The sequence below is a fragment of the Streptomyces sp. NPDC054757 genome (assembly GCF_053612185.1).
Window position 1 is genome coordinate 98,683 of the sequence record NZ_JBSHBW010000005.1, and the last position, 16,978, is coordinate 115,660.

Annotated in this window: 18 protein-coding genes; 9 read left to right on the forward strand and 9 right to left on the reverse strand. The window is 73.2% G+C overall.

Features of this window, described 5'->3' with window-relative positions; all coding sequences use genetic code 11:
* The first annotated feature begins 12 nt into the window (after positions 1 to 12).
* A complete protein-coding gene (locus ACWGKJ_RS09170) occupies positions 13 to 918 on the forward strand; it encodes a carbohydrate ABC transporter permease (protein ID WP_385020686.1) in 906 nt (301 codons plus the stop codon).
* Here the strand turns inward: ACWGKJ_RS09170 and ACWGKJ_RS09175 are convergent.
* The 5 genes from ACWGKJ_RS09175 to ACWGKJ_RS09195 form a co-directional block, all read right to left on the reverse strand.
* The gene (locus ACWGKJ_RS09175) at positions 911 to 4,396 is read right to left on the reverse strand and encodes an SAV_2336 N-terminal domain-related protein (protein ID WP_385020689.1); all 3,486 of its coding nucleotides are present in this window, start codon (positions 4,394 to 4,396) and stop codon (positions 911 to 913) included. The two genes, ACWGKJ_RS09170 and ACWGKJ_RS09175, sit on opposite strands and share 8 nt — an antisense overlap.
* Positions 4,393 to 5,409 carry an AAA family ATPase gene (locus ACWGKJ_RS09180; RefSeq protein ID WP_385020692.1) on the reverse strand — a complete coding sequence of 339 codons (1,017 nt, stop codon included), beginning with the start codon at positions 5,407 to 5,409 and terminating at the stop codon, positions 4,393 to 4,395. Before ACWGKJ_RS09180 ends, ACWGKJ_RS09175 begins: the two co-directional genes overlap by 4 nt.
* On the reverse strand, positions 5,406 to 7,547 hold the full coding sequence (locus ACWGKJ_RS09185; protein ID WP_385020695.1) for a VMAP-C domain-containing protein: 2,142 nt from the start codon (positions 7,545 to 7,547) through the stop codon (positions 5,406 to 5,408). The genes ACWGKJ_RS09180 and ACWGKJ_RS09185 overlap by 4 nt, the downstream gene beginning before the upstream one ends.
* A gap of 2 nt (positions 7,548 to 7,549) precedes the next feature.
* A complete protein-coding gene (locus ACWGKJ_RS09190; protein ID WP_385020698.1) occupies positions 7,550 to 8,062 on the reverse strand; it encodes a CU044_2847 family protein in 513 nt (170 codons plus the stop codon).
* Positions 8,063 to 8,243: 181 nt separating this feature from the next.
* A complete protein-coding gene (locus tag ACWGKJ_RS09195) occupies positions 8,244 to 9,272 on the reverse strand; it encodes an aldo/keto reductase (RefSeq protein ID WP_385020700.1) in 1,029 nt (342 codons plus the stop codon).
* 84 nt (positions 9,273 to 9,356) lie between these two features.
* On the opposite strand from ACWGKJ_RS09195, the gene ACWGKJ_RS09200 reads away from it, so the two are divergent.
* Entirely contained in the window at positions 9,357 to 9,983 is a 627-nt protein-coding gene (locus ACWGKJ_RS09200; protein WP_385020703.1) for a TetR/AcrR family transcriptional regulator, read from the forward strand.
* A gap of 132 nt (positions 9,984 to 10,115) precedes the next feature.
* Here ACWGKJ_RS09200 and ACWGKJ_RS09205 read toward each other — a convergent pair whose 3' ends face one another.
* The gene (locus ACWGKJ_RS09205) at positions 10,116 to 10,898 is read right to left on the reverse strand and encodes a hypothetical protein (protein ID WP_385020706.1); all 783 of its coding nucleotides are present in this window, start codon (positions 10,896 to 10,898) and stop codon (positions 10,116 to 10,118) included.
* Between the two features lie 399 nt (positions 10,899 to 11,297).
* Positions 11,298 to 11,753 carry a helix-turn-helix transcriptional regulator gene (locus ACWGKJ_RS09210; RefSeq protein WP_385020708.1) on the reverse strand — a complete coding sequence of 152 codons (456 nt, stop codon included), beginning with the start codon at positions 11,751 to 11,753 and terminating at the stop codon, positions 11,298 to 11,300.
* A gap of 345 nt (positions 11,754 to 12,098) precedes the next feature.
* Between ACWGKJ_RS09210 and ACWGKJ_RS09215 the strand changes: the two genes are divergently transcribed.
* The 3 genes from ACWGKJ_RS09215 to ACWGKJ_RS09225 all read left to right on the forward strand — a co-directional run bounded on the left by ACWGKJ_RS09215 (position 12,099) and on the right by ACWGKJ_RS09225 (position 13,507).
* Positions 12,099 to 12,371: a WhiB family transcriptional regulator gene (locus ACWGKJ_RS09215; RefSeq protein WP_385020711.1), complete on the forward strand. Its 273-nt coding sequence runs from the start codon at positions 12,099 to 12,101 to the stop codon at positions 12,369 to 12,371.
* A 90-nt stretch (positions 12,372 to 12,461) separates the two neighbouring features.
* Entirely contained in the window at positions 12,462 to 13,250 is a 789-nt protein-coding gene (locus ACWGKJ_RS09220) for a hypothetical protein (RefSeq protein ID WP_385020714.1), read from the forward strand.
* Positions 13,247 to 13,507, forward strand: coding sequence for a hypothetical protein (locus ACWGKJ_RS09225; protein ID WP_385020717.1), 261 nt, complete (start codon positions 13,247 to 13,249; stop codon positions 13,505 to 13,507). Before ACWGKJ_RS09220 ends, ACWGKJ_RS09225 begins: the two co-directional genes overlap by 4 nt.
* 188 nt (positions 13,508 to 13,695) lie before the next feature.
* On the opposite strand, the gene ACWGKJ_RS09230 is transcribed toward ACWGKJ_RS09225, so the two are convergent.
* Positions 13,696 to 13,959 carry a hypothetical protein gene (locus tag ACWGKJ_RS09230; protein ID WP_385020720.1) on the reverse strand — a complete coding sequence of 88 codons (264 nt, stop codon included), beginning with the start codon at positions 13,957 to 13,959 and terminating at the stop codon, positions 13,696 to 13,698.
* A gap of 334 nt (positions 13,960 to 14,293) precedes the next feature.
* On the opposite strand from ACWGKJ_RS09230, the gene ACWGKJ_RS09235 reads away from it, so the two are divergent.
* The 4 genes from ACWGKJ_RS09235 to ACWGKJ_RS09250 all read left to right on the forward strand — a co-directional run bounded on the left by ACWGKJ_RS09235 (position 14,294) and on the right by ACWGKJ_RS09250 (position 16,350).
* A complete protein-coding gene (locus ACWGKJ_RS09235; RefSeq protein ID WP_385020723.1) occupies positions 14,294 to 14,704 on the forward strand; it encodes a hypothetical protein in 411 nt (136 codons plus the stop codon).
* A gap of 133 nt (positions 14,705 to 14,837) precedes the next feature.
* Positions 14,838 to 15,446, forward strand: coding sequence for a phage tail tube protein (locus tag ACWGKJ_RS09240; protein WP_385020725.1), 609 nt, complete (start codon positions 14,838 to 14,840; stop codon positions 15,444 to 15,446).
* Between the two features lie 197 nt (positions 15,447 to 15,643).
* Positions 15,644 to 15,934 carry a hypothetical protein gene (locus ACWGKJ_RS09245; RefSeq protein WP_385020728.1) on the forward strand — a complete coding sequence of 97 codons (291 nt, stop codon included), beginning with the start codon at positions 15,644 to 15,646 and terminating at the stop codon, positions 15,932 to 15,934.
* 65 nt (positions 15,935 to 15,999) lie between these two features.
* Positions 16,000 to 16,350: a hypothetical protein gene (locus ACWGKJ_RS09250; protein ID WP_385020731.1), complete on the forward strand. Its 351-nt coding sequence runs from the start codon at positions 16,000 to 16,002 to the stop codon at positions 16,348 to 16,350.
* Positions 16,351 to 16,535: 185 nt separating this feature from the next.
* On the opposite strand, the gene ACWGKJ_RS09255 is transcribed toward ACWGKJ_RS09250, so the two are convergent.
* A complete protein-coding gene (locus ACWGKJ_RS09255) occupies positions 16,536 to 16,961 on the reverse strand; it encodes a hypothetical protein (RefSeq protein WP_453315697.1) in 426 nt (141 codons plus the stop codon).
* Positions 16,962 to 16,978: the final 17 nt, after the last annotated feature.

A 16,978-nucleotide genomic window follows, 5' to 3' on the forward strand; every position in this document is an offset into this window, starting at 1 on the left:
GCGGAGGACACCTTGAGCAGCATCACCGGCATCACCCGGACCCGGCCGGCCGGCGAGGGCTCGCCCGCGGAGCCCTCGGCGCCCGCGGCGCCCGCCGTCAACGGCGCGAAACTCTTCAACCGGCTCTGCGCCGTCTGTCTCACCCTGTTCGCGCTGATCTGGCTCGTGCCGTTCGCGTGGGCGCTCATCACCTCGTTCCGCCCGGACGGCTCGATCACCGCGAACCCGACGTCGCCCTTCGCTGGCGGCTGGTCCCTGCACGCGTACTCGTACGCCTGGGACGCCTATCCGATCGGCTCCTGGTACCTCAACAGCCTGGTCATCGGGGTGCTCGCGGTCGTCTTCACGGTCGCTTTCTGCTCGATGGCCGGCTTCGCCCTGGCCTTTCTGCGCTTTCCCGGCCGCAATGTCGTCCTGGCGCTGGTCACGGCGGGGCTGATGCTGCCGACCGAGGCGCTGGTGCTGCCGCAGTTCATCGAGTACCGGTCGCTGCATCTGCTCGGCACCTACTGGGCGCTGGTCCTGCCGTCGGTGGCGGCTCCGGTGTCGGTCTTCATCTTCCAGGCGTTCTTCAAGGGCATCCCGGTGGCGCTGATCGAGGCCGCGCGCATCGACGGGGCGAGCTGGTGGCGGGTCTACCGGACCATCTGCATGCCGATCTGCCGCCCGGCGATCTCGACGGTGTCGATCCTGACCTTCATCAGCTCCTGGAACGCCTTCCTGTGGCCGCTGCTGGTGCTGAACCAGACCAAGTCGCAGACGATCCCGGTGGGTCTGGCGTCCCTGGTCAACAACAGCAATATCCAGTACGCGGAGGTCATGGCGTCGTCGGTGCTCGGGTTCCTGCCGCTGATCGCGGTGTTCCTGGTCTTCCAGCGGCGCATCGTGCAGGGCGTGGCGACGACCGGCATCAAGTAGCGGCGGGGGCTCCGGGGTTCGCGGGGCCATCGGGGCCTTCGGGGTCGGCGGGGCTGCCAGGGTCCGTGGGACTGCCGGGGCCCGTGGGCCCTGCGGCGTCCACGGGGTCCACGGAGCCCAGGACCAGCTCCGCGAGGCGCAGGTACGCGTTCACGGTGGCCGCCCGCAACCGGTCCAGCTCCCAACTTGGCGACTGAAGCGCCGCGTCGAAGGGGATGTGGACCACCTGGGCGGGGTCGATGCCGAGCCGCCCGGCGAACGAACCGGGCAGCCGTCGGCCCGAGGCCCCGCCGATCTCGGCGGCGACCACCACCGCCTCCCGTGCCAGCCGCCCGCGCCCGTCCTCGCGTACCGCTTCGAGGGTCCGCACCGCCGCGTCCAGGAACCAGTCCGCGGTGCCGCAGCACACGATCAGCCGGTCCGTGTGGTCCAGCACCGCACCGGCCGAACGGTCGAGGCGCAGCCGCGACCAGTCGGTCAGCACACAGGAGTAGTGGGGCGCGGTCCTGGCCAGCATCCCGGCGTACTCCTGTGCGTGCGCCGGGTTGTGGCTGAAGTGGCCGCCGCGGTGGGCCAGCACTTCGAGCCCCGAGGGCAGCCGGGTGGTGAGGGCGCGGATCTCCCCGTGCGAGGGGGTGGGGGGCAGCCCGGCCAGATCGCGTACGACGGCCTCGTTGCGCCGGGTGAGGAAGGCGTCGAGCGAGCCCTCGGACGCGGCGCCGTCCAGAGCCAGGACCGGCTCGCCGCGTACGGCGGCGAGCAGCGAGCCGAGGACCATCGTCGTCGTGGCCCGGCCGCTGTAGTGGTAGGCGCCGGCCAGGGTCAGCCGCCTGCTGTACGCCAGGGGTACGCGCAGCCGCTCCAGGCGGGCCAGCGTCTCGCGGCGGGCCGACCCGAAGCGCGGCAGCCGCAGACCGGCGTCGGCGGGGCGGGGACCGCCGCCCTCCGAGTGCAGTTCGAGCGGGGGCCGCTCCGACGGCGCCCGGGTGGTCGCGGGCGGAAGCTGTGGCTCCGCGCCGCCCCGCTGGAGCCGCACCCGGGCGACGTACCGGGAGAGCAGTTCGGCGACCTCGCCCGCCGCGGGCCGCTGCGCCGGGTCCGCGTCGAGGCAGCGCAGCACCAGAGCGCGCAGCTGGTCCCAGGTGCCGCCCTGCCACAGGTGCATGCCCTCCGGCAGGCCCGGCAGTTCGAGGCCCGCCTTGCTGCTGATGAGCTGGAGCAGCTCACCGAGGGAGCGCATGTTGTCCTCGCGGGTCGGGACGGGGCCCGAGCCCAGGTACTCGCCGTCGACCGCACAGTCCGAGAGGTCGCCGAGCACCACGGTGCGGCGCAGCACGAAGACGCTGTCGGCGCTGAGGTCGGCGAGCACGATGCCGTTGACGTGGCAGACGGTGAGGGCGTTCGCCAGGTAGCAGGCGACGAGCAGCCCGCGCAGGATGTCGAAGGGGGCGCTCCCGGCCTGCACCGCCTGGGCGTAGATGTCCCCGAGGCGCGGCGGCTGCGCGGTCGGGGTGTCCGCGTCGGCGATCGGTGTCATCGCCAGCCAGCGCGGCGAGTCCCGGAGCCCGCCGGCCAGCAGCGTGGGGGCGCACTGTCCCTGGAGCCGGCGGAGCACCTCGGCCTCCACGTCGATCAGCCGGCTGTTGGCCGAGGGGAGATCGGGGCGCGGTATCCGCAGTACGGCCTCCTCGCCCCTCGGGTCGACGCCCCGGTAGAGGACGGTGCGGCGCCCGCGGCGACGGCCGCGCAGGACATACCCGCCGAGCTGGTCGGGGTCGCTGTCCGTGAGCGGCTCCCACTGGTCGGTGTCGGGGCCTGCCGGTTCCCGCTCCGGGCCGCCCCTCCGGTCGCCGAACGAGACCCCGAACCGGCTGAGCAGCCGCCGCTCCACGCTGGTGAACGGCTGGTGCGAGCCGGGCAGCCGGTCGGAGCCGTCCGGGTGCGCCAGCCAGGCCGGGAAGTCCGGTGCGTTTCCCGCGAGTTCCCCGAGACGTCTGCCGATCCGGCGGCTGGTGTGCAGGAGTTCGGCCTGCGGTACTGCGTCCAGGAGCACCGACTTGGCCTCGTCGGAGAAGTCGAAGATCCGGTGCTTGGCGGGGAGCGGGCCCGGTACGGGCGCGGGGTGCGGGCGTACCAGACCGCCGAGGAACACCTCGGCGAGGTCGGACGTACCGGCCTTCCAGGGCACCGCCGTCTGCACCAGCCGCATCACCGGCACGGACAGCGGGGAGACCGCGGCGAGATGGGCCGCGAGGCGGTACGCCTCCGGGGTGGCGGCGTCCCGGAAGTGCTGCACGCTGCCGAGGTCGTGTGAGGGGGCCACGGCCCCGTACGGGTCGGGGCGGGTCAGCAACGGCAGCTCGACGGTGGTGCCGGGCGAGGCGAGCAGCCGCGCCCAGTCCCGCAGCGAGTCGGCCGTCGGCTCCAGGACGGGCACCGGCACTCCGTCGAAGTCGGCGAGTCCCCGGGGGAGGACCGGGTCCGCGATCTCCCAGGAGGTGTTGGCGCCGCCGATCCGCCGGGTGGTGGCCATCCACCGCTCGGCGGAGACACCGGACGCCTCCCACATGCCGGGCGGCAGGGTGTGCAGCACCGCGACCGGGCCGCGTGCCGCCCGCCCGGCCAGCAGGTCGTGCATCGTGCCGGTCCGCCAGGCGGGGCCCATGCCGTCGCTGACGACCAGCAGCAGGGTACGGCCCGAAGGGTCGTTGATGCCGCTCAGCGGCAGCTCGGCGCTGTCCGTGTGGAAGGGCCGTGCGTGCAGGCGGGGTTGGTGCGGGGAGCGGGTGTCGAGCCCGAGCACCCGGATGGCGGCGAAGGCACCGAGCCGTTCGAGGAGGGTGCGCAGCTCCGTGCCGAGGCGGTGCCAGAGCAGCATGGAAAGACCGTCGTCGACGAGCAGGACGAGGTTGAGCCAGCGCTCGCGCACCGGCCGCTGCACCACATCGGCCAGCCGGGTCTCGGCGAGCCCGGCGGCGGTGCGCTCCTCGTCGATCTCCGTACGGTGGCGGCTGTCCCGTCTGCGCCGCAACGGCCGCAGGGAACGGCCCAGTTCGAGTTCGTCGGCGAGTGCCTTGTCCTCGGGAACGCGCAGCGGCATGGCCCGGCGGGGCTGCGGTCCCGGCCGGGGCCGCGGCGGTTCGGGGGCCGGTGACTGGCGGGCCGCCGCGTAGAGCGCCGGGGTGGTGAGGTCGGGGAGGTCCGGGTCGTCGGGCTCCGGTGCGGACCTGCGCGGTTCCGCCCCCTCGGGTCCCGGCTCCGGGGGCACCGGGTGATGCGGTGCGGTGGGCTCGTCCCGGTGGAGCGGGGCGTCCTGGCCCGCGGGCAGCCTCCGGGCCAGCCAGAGCACGTCGAGCACCTGGTCCGCGTCCAGGTCGTGGCCGCAGGCGGACAGCACCCGCAGCGCCTCGGCGAGCGGGCCGCCACTGTCCGGGGGCGCGGGGGTGCGGGGGCCGCCCGGGTCGCCCGCCCCGGTCACATCGCCCCGGTGAGCTGATGCAGTACGGCGTCCAGCAGCCCTTCGGCGTCCAGGTCGATACCGCCGGCCCGCAGGAACACGGCGTTGAGCAGCTGGTCGGTGGCGAGTTCGCCGGGGGCCCGGCGGCGCAGGAAGACCTCGATCAGGTCCTCGGCCTCCCGCAGCGCCTCATCGCCGAGGTGCGCGGCGACGATGGCCCGCAGCCGCTCCTCGTCGGGCACCGGCAGATCGAGCCGTACACAGCGGCGCAGGAACGCGGGCGGGAAGTCGCGCTCGCCGTTGCTGGTGATCACGACGACCGGGAACTCGGCGCACTGCACAAGGCCCTGGTGCACCAGGACGGTGCCCCGGTGGTCCAGGTTCTGCACCTCCACATCGGCCATGTCCTCCGGGAGCCGGGTCAGCTCCGCGATGTCGAAGACGCCCTCCTCGAAGACGGTGAGCAGGTCGTTGGGGAGATCGACGTCGCCCTTGTCCATCTCGTCGATGAGCAGGGCGCGCGGGGTGGACGACGGCACCAGGGCGGTGCCGAGCGGGCCGAGCCGGATGAACGTACCGATGGACGGCTCGCGTTCACCGCGGTCCCGGCTCAGCGTCGTCTCACGGAGCCGGCCGATCGCGTCGTACTGGTAGAGCGCGTCCTTCACGGTGGAACGGCTGTTGACCGGCCAGCGCAGCAGCTCGCCCAGGTTCAGTTCGTGCGCGATGGCGCGGGCCAGCGACGACTTGCCGGTGCCCGCGGGGCCGGTGACCAGGAGCGGACGGCGCAGATGCAGCGCCGCGTTGACGACGTCGGCGTGCCTGCGCTCGATCAGATACGGCAGCTCCGGCCGCATCGACCGCACGGGGGTGAACCGGCGCCAGGGCGGGGCGGACGGGAGGGCGACGGCCCGGGGCACCCCGTCGCCGCGGAAGAGCCGCCAGTCGGCATCGGCACCGGTGCCGGTGCCGGTGCCGGTGCCGGCAGCGGTGTCGGCGGCGGCGTTGGCATCGGCATCCGCGTCGGCTGTCATGTGCTCTCCTGTGGTTCGGTCAGATGCAGTCGGGGCACCGTACGGTCGGCGTCGGCCCAGGCGAGGACCGGGCGGCCGGGGAACTCGGGCGGGCTGGCCCTGGCCCTGGCCCGGTAGCCGCGCACCCCGTCGGGCAGCTCCCGGGTGGCGACGTCCGCCATGTGCTCGACGACATGTGACGCTCCGTCCCGGCCGCGGTCCCACACCACCACAGGGATGCCCAGCGCGAGACAGATCTGCACGATGCCGTCGCGGGGGCCGGGTGGTACGTCCACGGAGACGCGCACCGCGTCGAGTTGGTTGACCAGACTGGAGTAGACGGTGTCGCGGTCCATGGACTCCGAGACGACGACGGTCCGCCCCGAGTCGAGCCGGTTCCATCTGCTGCGCCAGTGCGACATGAAACGCCCGTGTCTGCGCAGGAGTTCGGGGCAGTGCACGACCAGCGGGAACTCCACGCCGAGCACGCCCGGCACGATCTCGTCCGGATCCCGTGCCTCCCACTCGTCCACCGGCAGATTGAGACCGGTGCGGTCCACGAGCACCTCGACGAGCGGCGGCCGTTCGTCCCCGGCCGGGGGCGTGAGCGAGTCCAGGACGCGCAGCACCTCGCGCGCCGCCTCCGATGCCGAGTACGACATGACGCTGTCCGTCGACACCTGCCGGGGCCCGGCCCCCTCGTCGCACCAGCTCCGCAGCTGGTGGCGGCCGGGCCCGGCCCGCGTCACCTGCACCAGGACCCGGACGCGCGCCGAGCGGGTCCGCACCGAGCGCTCCCACTCCTGCGCGTCGGCTCGCCGCTCGCCGAGCGCAGCCCGGGTGATGCCGAGCCGTCCGGCCACCCCGTCCGCCCACAGCCGCAGCTCCGCCCGCCTGGGTCCGGTGCCCAGGGCGCCGACGTACTCCATGACCCGCAGCAGCGCCGGGACCCGGCGCTCCCCGCCCGTGGAGTGGCCGTCCCCGGGCAGGACCTCCAGATGGTCGAGGAGCGCGTCCAGCGAGTCCCCGCCGGGCAGCGCCGCCAGATGCGGCAGCGCGGCGCGCACCGCCTCGGGGAACCGTCCGAGCACCGCCTGGTCCATGGACCGCAGCTGCCGGCGGAGTGCGGCGTACTCCCGCGGCGCCAGCAGCCTGGGCGTACGGGAGAGTCCGCCCGCCGCGAGGACCCGGTCGGCGGCCTCCGGGCTGTCCCGGCGCAGGATCCCGGAGAAGGCGGCCAGGGCGCGTGGATGGGTGAGGAGGAAGGCCGCGAACTCCTCGGATGTGGGCGGCGTGACACCGCTGCCGTACGCGGTGCCGCACGCGGTGGCCAGCCGCTGGGCGCGGTCGATCCGCTCGCTCAGCACGGGCAGCAGGTCCTCGATCGCCTCCACAAGGAGCAGGAAGGCGGGGTCGTCGGCGTCGAAGGGCGCGGGGAGCACCGCGTCGAGGACGCCCAGGGGGCGCAGTTCGGCCTCGACGCGCTGCCAGGGGATGGCCCAGCTGCGCCGGACCAGCTGCTGCGGGCTGTACGGGAGCGGGGCCCCGGTGCGGGGGTCCTGGGGCGGCATGAAGTGCGCGACGACGAGTCCGACGACAGCCTGCTCCGCCCGGCACCAGAGGGGTCCACCGCTGTAACCGGCCCCGACCGCCATACCGGTGGGCTCGCCGTCCAGGTAGCCGAGGGAGCGGTGGAGCGAGGCGACGGTGAGGCGGGCGAGGGTGGCGGCCCGGCCGCCGCCGTGCCAGGCCCCCACTTCCTGGCCGACCGCCATGGGGGCCCGGCCCACGGCAGGCAGGTCGCCGGTGGGCCCGTCGACGCGCAGCACCGCCAGGTCGCCGAGCCATGCGTCGTCACCCCTGCGCACCGCGCCGCCGTCCTGGCCGCGCGGCGGGATCCAGTGCGCCACACGGGCGGGGTACCGCTCGGGCAGCCCTGCCTCGCGCACCTCCACGGGGATCTCCCCCGACCCGGGCGACCTGGACTCGAACATGTCCCGGCCCAGCGCGTCGTTGACGACATGGGCGCAGGTCAGCACGGTGTCGGAGCCGAGCACGAAGCCGGCCCCCGCGGCCTTGTCTCCCTCGGCCCGCAGGACGGACACGACATGCAGCGACGGGTCGTCGTCCGCTTCCCCCGCGGCCCGGAACCAGCCCACGCTCACTCCCCGGTGGGGGCGGGAGCGGGAGCGGGAATGGCTGCGGGGGCGGGGGCGGGCGCCGGAGCCGGGGCGGGGGCGGGGGCCGGGGCGGGGGCCGGAGCCGGTTTCCAGCTCGCGGTGACGGTGAGATGGGCCTGCCCGGTGGCGCCGACGATCCCGAACTTGAGGTCCTGGCCCACCTGCACGCCGAAGGTCACGCTCATCTCCGTGGGCGGCTCGGGTGCGGAGGAGACGGCGTGGTGCACCTCTTCCAGCAGCGGGCCGATCGGCTTCAGCACCCCGCGCAGCGCCCCCGCGGCGAAACTGGCGACGGCCCGGCCGCCCGCGCCCACCGGCACCGCCTGCCCCATGCCCTCCGGGAGATCACAGCCGGGGTCGGGGGTCGCGGCTCCCTCCACCGGGGCCAGCAGGAAGCGGACCGGCGTACCGTCGTCGAATTCGAGGTCGGGCGTGGGGTCCGGCGCGGAGTCGGGCGAAGCAGCAGGCGCAGGGTCAGACGTAGGAGAAGACACCCTTGCATTGTGGCAAGTTGGGCGCGGGGCGGTGCCGGGAGCGCGTAACCCGGTTACCGGATCGGTGCATTGGTCCGGGCGTACACCGCGAGGCCGCAGCACCGGCCTCCGGCTGCGGCGACCGCGACGACCGTGACGACCGGGGGTGGGCCACCCTTGGGTGGGCCACCCGGGCCCGATGTCACCCGAGCGCGATGTCGCCCGAGCGCGGCGGTACGGCGTCCAGCTCGGCGAGCGTCGCGGCGTCCAGCACGACCGACCCGGCGGCGGCGTTGGCCTCCAGATGCCCGGCGTCGGCGGTGCCCGGAATGAGCAGGACGTTCGGGGCGTGGTGGAGCAGCCAGGCGAGGCCGATCTGCGAGGGGGTGCGGCCCAGGGCCTCCGCCGCCGCCGCGACCGCGGGCTCGTCGGCCACCTTCGGCATACCGGGGAAGGCGCTGCCGAGCGGGAAGTACGGCACCCAGGCGATGCCCTCGGCGGCGCAGAGGTCGAGCATCTCCTCGTCGTCGCGTGCCACCAGGCTGTAGGCGTTCTGCACACAGGCGATGCCCGCGGGGATGCCCCGGCGCAGGACGTCCATGCTCACACTGCTGAGCCCGATCGCCCCGATCTTGCCCTCGTCGCGCATGGCCACCATGACCGCGAGCTGGTCGTCGAGGTCGACCACCTGATCCCCCTCGGCCCGCAGCCCCGGCCCGGAGTCCGCGCGGCGGAGGTTCACCAGCGGGATCTGCTCGACCCCGAGGCTCACGAGGTTGTCCTCGACGCTCGCCCGCAGCTCATCGGGCCGCTGTGCGAGCCGGAGCGGCAGGGGTCCTCCGGGGTCGGGGGTGGCGCCGACCTTGCTGACGACGAGGACACCGTCCCCGGGGCGGATCGCCTCACGGATGACACCGTTGGCGAATCCGTCGCCGTAGAACTGGGCCGTATCGATGTGGTCGGTGCCCAGCTCGACCGCGCGCCGCAGGATCGCCAGGGCGGCGGCGCGGTCGTCCGCCAGGCGTTCCAGCTGCATCGCCCCGTAGCCGACACGGGAGACCGTGCGCCCGGCGAGGAGACCGGGGCCTCCGGGGCGCGGGGCACCGGTGGCCGTGGTGCCGGTGTGCGTGTCAGTGCCGGTGTACGTATCGGTGTGGGTACCGGCGGAAGGGGCGCCGGAGGCGTCCGCACCGGACGAAGGGGTGCGGGGAGAAGGGTTGCCTGGGGTCATGGAAATCCCGTCCTCGTGCGACGATGGAGAAAGCGGAGGAGTCTCCGTTATGCGACTGTAGCACTACCCGGAGGTCCCTCCGTTTTGACCACGCCCGAACCGCCGCCCGCCGGCTCCCCGGCCGACCGCCTCACCGGCACGGACCGGCCGGCCCGTGCCGACGCGCGGCGCAACCGCGAGAAGCTCCTGACGGCCGCACGGGCCGCCTTCACGGCCGCCGACGACAAGGTCCCGCTCGAAGCCGTCGCCCGTGACGCGGGCGTCGGCATCGGCACGCTCTACCGCCACTTCCCCACCCGCGAGGCACTCGTCGAAGCGGTCTACGCCGCCGAACTCGACCAGGTCACCGCCGAGGCCGACACCCTCCTCACCGGGCACCGGCCCGAGGCCGCGCTCCGCGCCTGGATGGACCGGTACGCGGCGTTCGTCGCGACGAAGCGCGGAATGATCGACACGCTCCGGGCCGGCTGGGCGTCGGGAACCATGGCGATACCGACCACGCGGGAGCGCATCACCGGGGCGATCGCGGGGATCCTCGCCGCAGGGGTACGTACGGGTTCGTTCCGCGCGGACGCCGACCCCGACGACGTCACCGCCCTGCTCCTCGGCGCCTTCCTCTCCACGGCGGCCGACGACAGCCCGGACCGGATCGGCCGCCTGCTCGACCTGATCGTCGACGCACTGCGCCCGCTCGGCCCCGGGCACAGCTGACGGGACACCCTGGCCACACCTGACGGGACGCCCCGGATGCACCAGGTGGCAGGACGGCCCCGGCCCCACCCGACGGGCCGCCCCGGACACACCTGACGGGACGTGAGGCACCGCCCCCGCCGCGGCGCCCGGTCACCCCTCCACGTCGGGGCTGCCCCGACGGCGCGGGCTGGGCAGCCGCGGGATGGTGGGGACCTTGGAGCGGCGGCTCTTGGTGGCGAAGGCCGGGCGGGGCGACGGAGCGGCCGGGACATCCGGGGCCGACGGCCGGAGCCGGGCACCCCGGGGCGCCCGGGGGTCGGGCGGCGACGTCAGCACCGAGCCGAGCGCGGCCGCCACACTCACCTCCACCGGTTCGGCGGGACGCGAGGGCGACAGGTGCGTGTCCGCGCGGTGCGGCTCCGGTCGCGCGCGGCCCGTGGCCGGAGCCGCACGACCGCCGGGTTCCGGTTCGTCGCGGCGGCCCGCAGCGCGGTCACCGTACGGATCCCGGTACGGGTCGGCCGAACCCGGACCCCCTGAGCGCGGCCGGAGTTGGGCGGGCTCCACACGGTCGTACCGCTCCTTGCGGCGGAACGGGATGACGGCCGCCTGCCCGGGGACACGGTCACCGGGCTCGTCCCCGTCCTCCCCCGCCCGCCCGGCGAGCTGGTGGTACTGGGCCGCCGCATCACGCCAGCCCCGGCCGTAGGCGGCGAACTCACGCCGCTCCAGCTCCTCGCGTACCAACACCACGAGGTCGTCCGCCGCATGACTCTCCAGCAGCGCGCCGACAGCGGCCAGCAGTTGTGCGAGATCACCGGGGGGCGGCGGCCCCGTGTCCTCCCCCGCGTCCGGCTCGGCCGTCCGCCGCTGGCATGGCGCACCCGCGGATGAGCCGTTCGCCTGCCGGGAGCCCTCCTCGCCCTCGACCATGCGTGGCTCTTCCTGACGTCCCCTTCGTTACCGCCCCCAAGTCCGGGGGCCGACGCCCCGCCCCCTTCCGGCGACCGCCACGCTCACCCCCCGTACATCCTCCCGGTGATCACCGGCAACTCTCCAGGGAACGGACCGGAAACAGTTTAGCCCTCCCTGTCCCGCGCCCCCCGTTCCCGAGGCAAAGAAGCGGAGGCCGGGCCGCCGGGGTGGGCCGGGCCGGTCGGACCGCCCGGGGCGGGCCAGTCCACGTAAATCCACATGAAGTCGGTTGAGTTCAAGCCGGTCCAGGTCAGGCCGGTTCAGGTCAGGCCGGGCCGGTTCGGGTCAAGACGGCTCAGGTCAGGCCGGGCCGGTTCGGGTCAAGACGGCTCAGGTCAGGCCGGGCCGGTTCGGGGCTCAGCCTCTTCGGGCCCGGCGGGCCGGAAGGTCCCGCTCCACCTGTTCGCCGGGCAGGAACTGACCCGCCACCCGCAGGAACATCTCGCGCTGCTCGGGCGGAACACCCAGAGCGGCGGCGGCCTCCTCCAGCGTGAGCCGCCCGGCACCCCCGGCGGCGGCCCGCTCCAAATCGTCGCCCACCGGCGGCAGCGGCAGCTCATCCTCGGTGAGGCGCCCGGACCGGATCAGCATCTCCCGCACAGGGATGTCCAGAGCGTGCGCGAGACGGCGCATCGTCTCCAGGTCGGGCATGCTCTGCCGCTGCAACAGCCGCGTGATGGCGGCCCGGTGCACACCCGCCTCGTCGGCGAGGCGTGATTTGCCGCCGCCGCGCGGGCTGTCGATGTCGTATCCACGCCGACGGATCACATCCTCGATCCAGGCCGTGAACTGGTCGAGTTCATTGGCGGTCACGGGCCCTCGCCTCCCTCCGAAGCGAGCCCCACGTTACCGCGCTTGCGCGCACGGAATTATGAGCTTTTGCGTGCGCAATGTGTGGGTCCTGTCGAGATGGAGCCGTTCCCGAGCCGCCTTCCTACGCGCAGCGATCTCGACAACACCCTCCGTGGACAACTGGAGGCGACCCTTCCAGATTTATTTGTTGCGCGCCCGCACGCAATCTGCGAATCTGCGGCAACACCGGTTCCCTCCCGGCGCACCCGGCGCACCCGCACCTCCGTACCTACTCACCTCCGTACCTCGGTACCCACTCACCTCCGTACCTCCACCCCGTCCCCCGCTCGCGCACCAGGAGCACCCATGGATACGTCCCTGCTCGCCCTCCCCTCCGACACCTGGACCAGCTCGGCAGCCTGTCTGGGGCTGCCCCCGGACACGGTGTTCGCCCGGCGCCCGGCCGAGGCGGCGCCCGCCCTGATGGCCTGTGCGCGGTGCCCAGTTGCCCAGCAGTGCGAGGACACGGTGGCACCGGCGTCGAGCTTTTTCGACGGGGTCTGCGCGGGACGCCTCTGGCGCAACGGCCGGACCGTCGCCCTGGTCCGCCGTCCACGGCAACGCGTTGCCGCCGCCTGAACCGGCACGCACCAGCACCGAATCACCGCAGCACCACACCTCACAGTCGGCACCGCGCGATACCGGCACACGGAGCAGAAAGGCACCGCCATGAGCGAGAAGAAGGTTTCCGGAGCCGCCGCGCCGCACGGCGCCCGCCTCCGGCCCCCGACCGGGCCACCCCACGGCGACGGGGCGGACGATGCCCGGGACGCCGCCCTCTGGGCCGCCCTGCTGATCCGCCAGTTCCCCGATCTGCTGGACGAGTTGGTGCCGTCGGCAGGCAGCCGCCCGCGCTCCGTACGGCACACTCCCGGACCGGCCGAACGCGCCGCTCGGGCGGCCACCGCCGCCGCCGACCGGGCCGACGCCCTGCGCAACGAGCAGCAGCACGGACTCGCCGTCCCCGGCCACTCCGCGGCCCCGGTACGGCTGCACATCTCGGACACCCTGCGGGACATCACCGACGGTGTGGTCGAGCTCGAAGAGGCGCTGTTCGACCGGCTCCGCCTGGGCCGCCCCCGCCGTGCCCCCGTACCCGAGCGACTCATCCGGGTCGCCGCACTGCTCGACCGCACCGCGGCCGACCCCACCCTGGCCCGGCACACGCGCGACGAGCTGCGCCGGATGGCGCGCCGCTGCTCCAGGGCGCTGGGCGAGACCGAGACGATGGCCCGGCTCGCCGGGCGCTGCCCGTGGTGCGACTCCGTCTCGCTGCGCGCCTTCCCGGACCGGGAAGCCGTGCTCTGCGTGAACCCGGGCTGCCGCTGCGACGACGCCACGTGCGACTGCGCCACCGACCCGGCCTTCCGCCACCTCTGGGAGCGGGACGCCTGGGCAGCCGTCGAGGCGTCCCGCACCCAGAGCTCCGCCACCCCGGCGGGGGGCGAGGTCCGATGAGCCCGCGCCCGTACGGCACTCTCACCGACGTGACCCTGGTGACCAGCGCGCTGGCGGCCCAGGAAGCCGGGGTGGTGCCCGCGACCATCAGGAAGTGGGTGCAGCTCGGCCATCTGCGGCCGTCGGGCCGACAGGGCCGGAACCATCTCTTCCGCCTGGAGCACGTGTTCGCCGCGGAACGCACCGCCCGGCGCGCCCCCACCCGCCGCACGGCTGACAGCAGCACTGGCAACAGCCGCCGCAGCACCGACAACTGACCGACCCAGCCCCCCACCTGACACCGCACATGACACCGCCCCCGGTTCCGCAAAGGGAACCGGGGGCGTTCGCGTGCCCCGGCGCACCAACGGCCGGACGCAGCAGACAGAGCAGACACAGCACGCACGGCCGATCAGCAGCAGGCACAGCACGTATGGCCGATCAGCAGCAGGCCCGCGCGGCGCCGTCAGACAGGAGCCTCGAACGGGCGGCGGGGCCGGGGCCGAGGCCGTACCAGGGCGGGTCTCGTCGCCATCGCCTCCTGCCAGCCACTGGAGAAGCCGCGGAGTTCGGCGTCTCCGGCGATCCGGGCTCCGACCTCCCCCACGACCGCGGCCAGGGTCCGGCCCACCTCTCCGGTGTACCGGCCGGCCTGCGCCGATTCCACGGCGACCGCGACGGCGGCGGCCGTCACGTCGGCCAGCCGCTCCTTCGGTCCCCCGGTCACCACGACTGCTCTCCGCTGTTCCTCGTCACGGCCCCACCGTCCTTGCACAGGTGGCGATTCACACCACGTCCGGCCTGATCGAATCCACGTTCGAATTGCCGCCCAGGGTAACGCAGCACCCACCCGGACGCCCGGCATATGACGGCCCGAAACGGCCTACCCGCCCCACCCAGCCAAAGTTGGTTGCGCGCACGCAACCTATCGATCACTATGGCTGCAGCGGCGGAGCTGTGCCCCTTCCCTCCCAGGTGGCCCGGTTCCGCCGCTCCCCTGTCCGGCGTGCGTACGGGCCGTACGTACGGACGTCCACCCCGCCCCGTACAAAGGAGTGACCCCCATGCCCTCATCCGCGCCGGGCACGTTCCCGGACGTACAGGCCATCGTCCGGGATCTGCTGAAGACCCGTCCGGAGCTGGCGGACGCGTACGTCGACGACGCACCACCGGCCGGTTTCAACGGGACCCAGCCGGCCGTGCTGATCTCCCGGATGGGCGGGGCCTGGGTCGACGACCTGCATGTGGACCGGCCGCTGATCCAGCTGGAGGTCTACGGGCCGCAGAAGTCGGCGGCCCACACGCTGGCCAACGCGGCCCGCGCCACCCTGCTGGCCGCGGCCGGCACCGTCTTCGGTACGTCGTTCGTCAGCGACGTGACCGAGGAGGACGGGCCGCGCTGGCTGCCCGACTACGTCTACGCGGGCGCCAACCGCTACGTCTGCATCCTCCGCCTCACCGTCCGCACGGACTGACACCGCACCACCTCTCCTCCTCCCTCCCCCTTGAACCGGGCCCCGCCGAACCGACCGGCGGGGCCTTCGCCGTGTCCGCCCCGGACACGGCGGCCCCGTCCCGGGGCAACTCCCTGGAAAGGAAGCCACTTTCATGGCTGGTAACAACTCGTCCGAGATCCGCATCGCAGGCACCGGCCGCATCCTCGTGGCCCCGGCCGGCACCCCGGCGCCGACCCAGTTCTCCGCCGACCCGGCGGCCGACTGGGACAGCGCGGTGTGGCGGGACCTCGGATACACCTCCACCGACGGCGTGACCTTCTCCAAGAAGGACAAGCTCGACCCGGTGGAGACGTGGCAGGCGGTCAGCCCGGCCCGCTTCATCTACGCGGACCGTGATCTGACGCTGAAGTTCGCCATGCTCCAGTTCAACGAGGACACCCTGCCGTTCTTCATGGGCGGTGACACGGTGACCGCGGTGAACGCGACCACCAACCCGGGCGTCTACTCGTACAACGTGCCGGACGGCCCGCAGTTCGACGAGCGCGCCCTCGGCCTGGAGTTCCACGACGGGGCGGACATCACGTACCGGTTCGTCATCCCGCGTGGCCAGGTCACCGCGTCGGACGACATCAAGCTGGCCCGCAAGGCGGCCGCCTCGCTCGGCGTCACCTTCACGGCCCTGTCCTCCGGCGAGACCATGCCGCTCGCGACCTTCGTGATGAAGGACCCGTCGTACCTCACGTCCACGCCCAGCGTCTGACCCGCCGCCCCCGCCCAGGGGGCAGCACCCGGGGTGCCGGGCCACCGGGCCCGCCCGGCCCGGCACCCCGCCGTACGCGACCGGGCCCCGGATCCGTACGGCCGGCCGACTCCACCCGGCCAGGCCACCCCACCACTCAGCACGTCCGCATCAGCACCCATCAGCACCCATCAGCACCCATCCGAAACGGAGACCCCATGGCCACCTTCGACGTGAACAGCGCCCGTGCCCAGCGCATGGAGGCGCTCGGCCGCACCTGGTCGTTCGAACTCGACGGCGAGACCTACCAGCTGCCGACCGAGCTGACCCGCACGACCGCCGGGGCGCTCCGCGGCCTGGACGACAACGACGTCGACGGCCTGCTCGAACTCCTCCTCGGCAAGCAGCAGTTCGCCCGCTTCGCCAAGCTCGACGTCACCATGCAGGACATCGCGGCGATCCTGGAGGCGTACGGCAAGGAGACCGGGCTCGGCCTGGGGGAAGACTGAGCCTCGTCGCGTTCGCCGAAGAACACGCCGAGGCTCTGGAAGCCGACCTGCTCCGGCACTACGGGGTGGACCTGCTCGACTGGCATCGCGGCCGGCTCTCGTCCCGCCGGCTGTCGATCCTGATCAAGCACCTGCCACGGGACAGCGCCACCATCCGCGACACGGACGGCGAGACCGCGGACTGGGCAGTCACCGACTACCTGCTCGCGGCCGTCGTGGACCATCTCGCGGCGGCCAACTGGATGTTCTCCGTCGTCAACGGCGACGGAGAGTCCGACCCGCCCGAGCAGCCGGTCCCGGTACCACGCCCGGGCGACCGGGCGGAGCGGGACGGGGCACCGGCCGAGACCACCTCACCGGCCACCACTCCCCAGCCCGCCCCGAGCCCCTCAGAACTGGCCCGCTTCTTCAGCTGACGCCACCGCCGGCCGTCCCGTGCCACGGGACGGCCGGCGGGCACAGGAGCCGCACAGGACTTCCCGGACGGGGCACATCAGCGCGCCGACGCTGCCAAAAAATATGACCCGTCAGGAATAGAAGACCCGCAAAATTAGCCCAGTAATGATCATGGTCAGACCCACACCGGTAGTGAACCCGGCGCTCACGCCTGCGCGCTGACACACACCAGGATGAGCGAGACAGCGGCCACGGCCAGTAGGCAGCCGAGATAGACGCGCTTCCGCTTCACGTTCTCCGGCATGAGAGACACGAACTCGGAGCGCTTGGGGTTCTCCGGATCGTAAATGACCGATGGCGCTCCCTGGGGCTGCATGGAGAGGCCACGCATCCATTTGGTGCGCTGTGGTTCCCCATCGCCCCCGTCGTACGCGTACTGCACGTCGATCTTGCCATCACGGGGAACTGTCCTTCCTACCTCCCAGGCGGTCGTATGCGTGCCACGTTCGCGCAGCGGCCTCTGCAGCATGAAGGGAACTCCCGAATAAAGAAGCGCCAGGACAGCGACGGCGAGCACTACCACACCGGCATCGAACACTGAATCCTCCATGGATTGAATCGCCAGCACCACGAGGCGTTCGGCGTCAC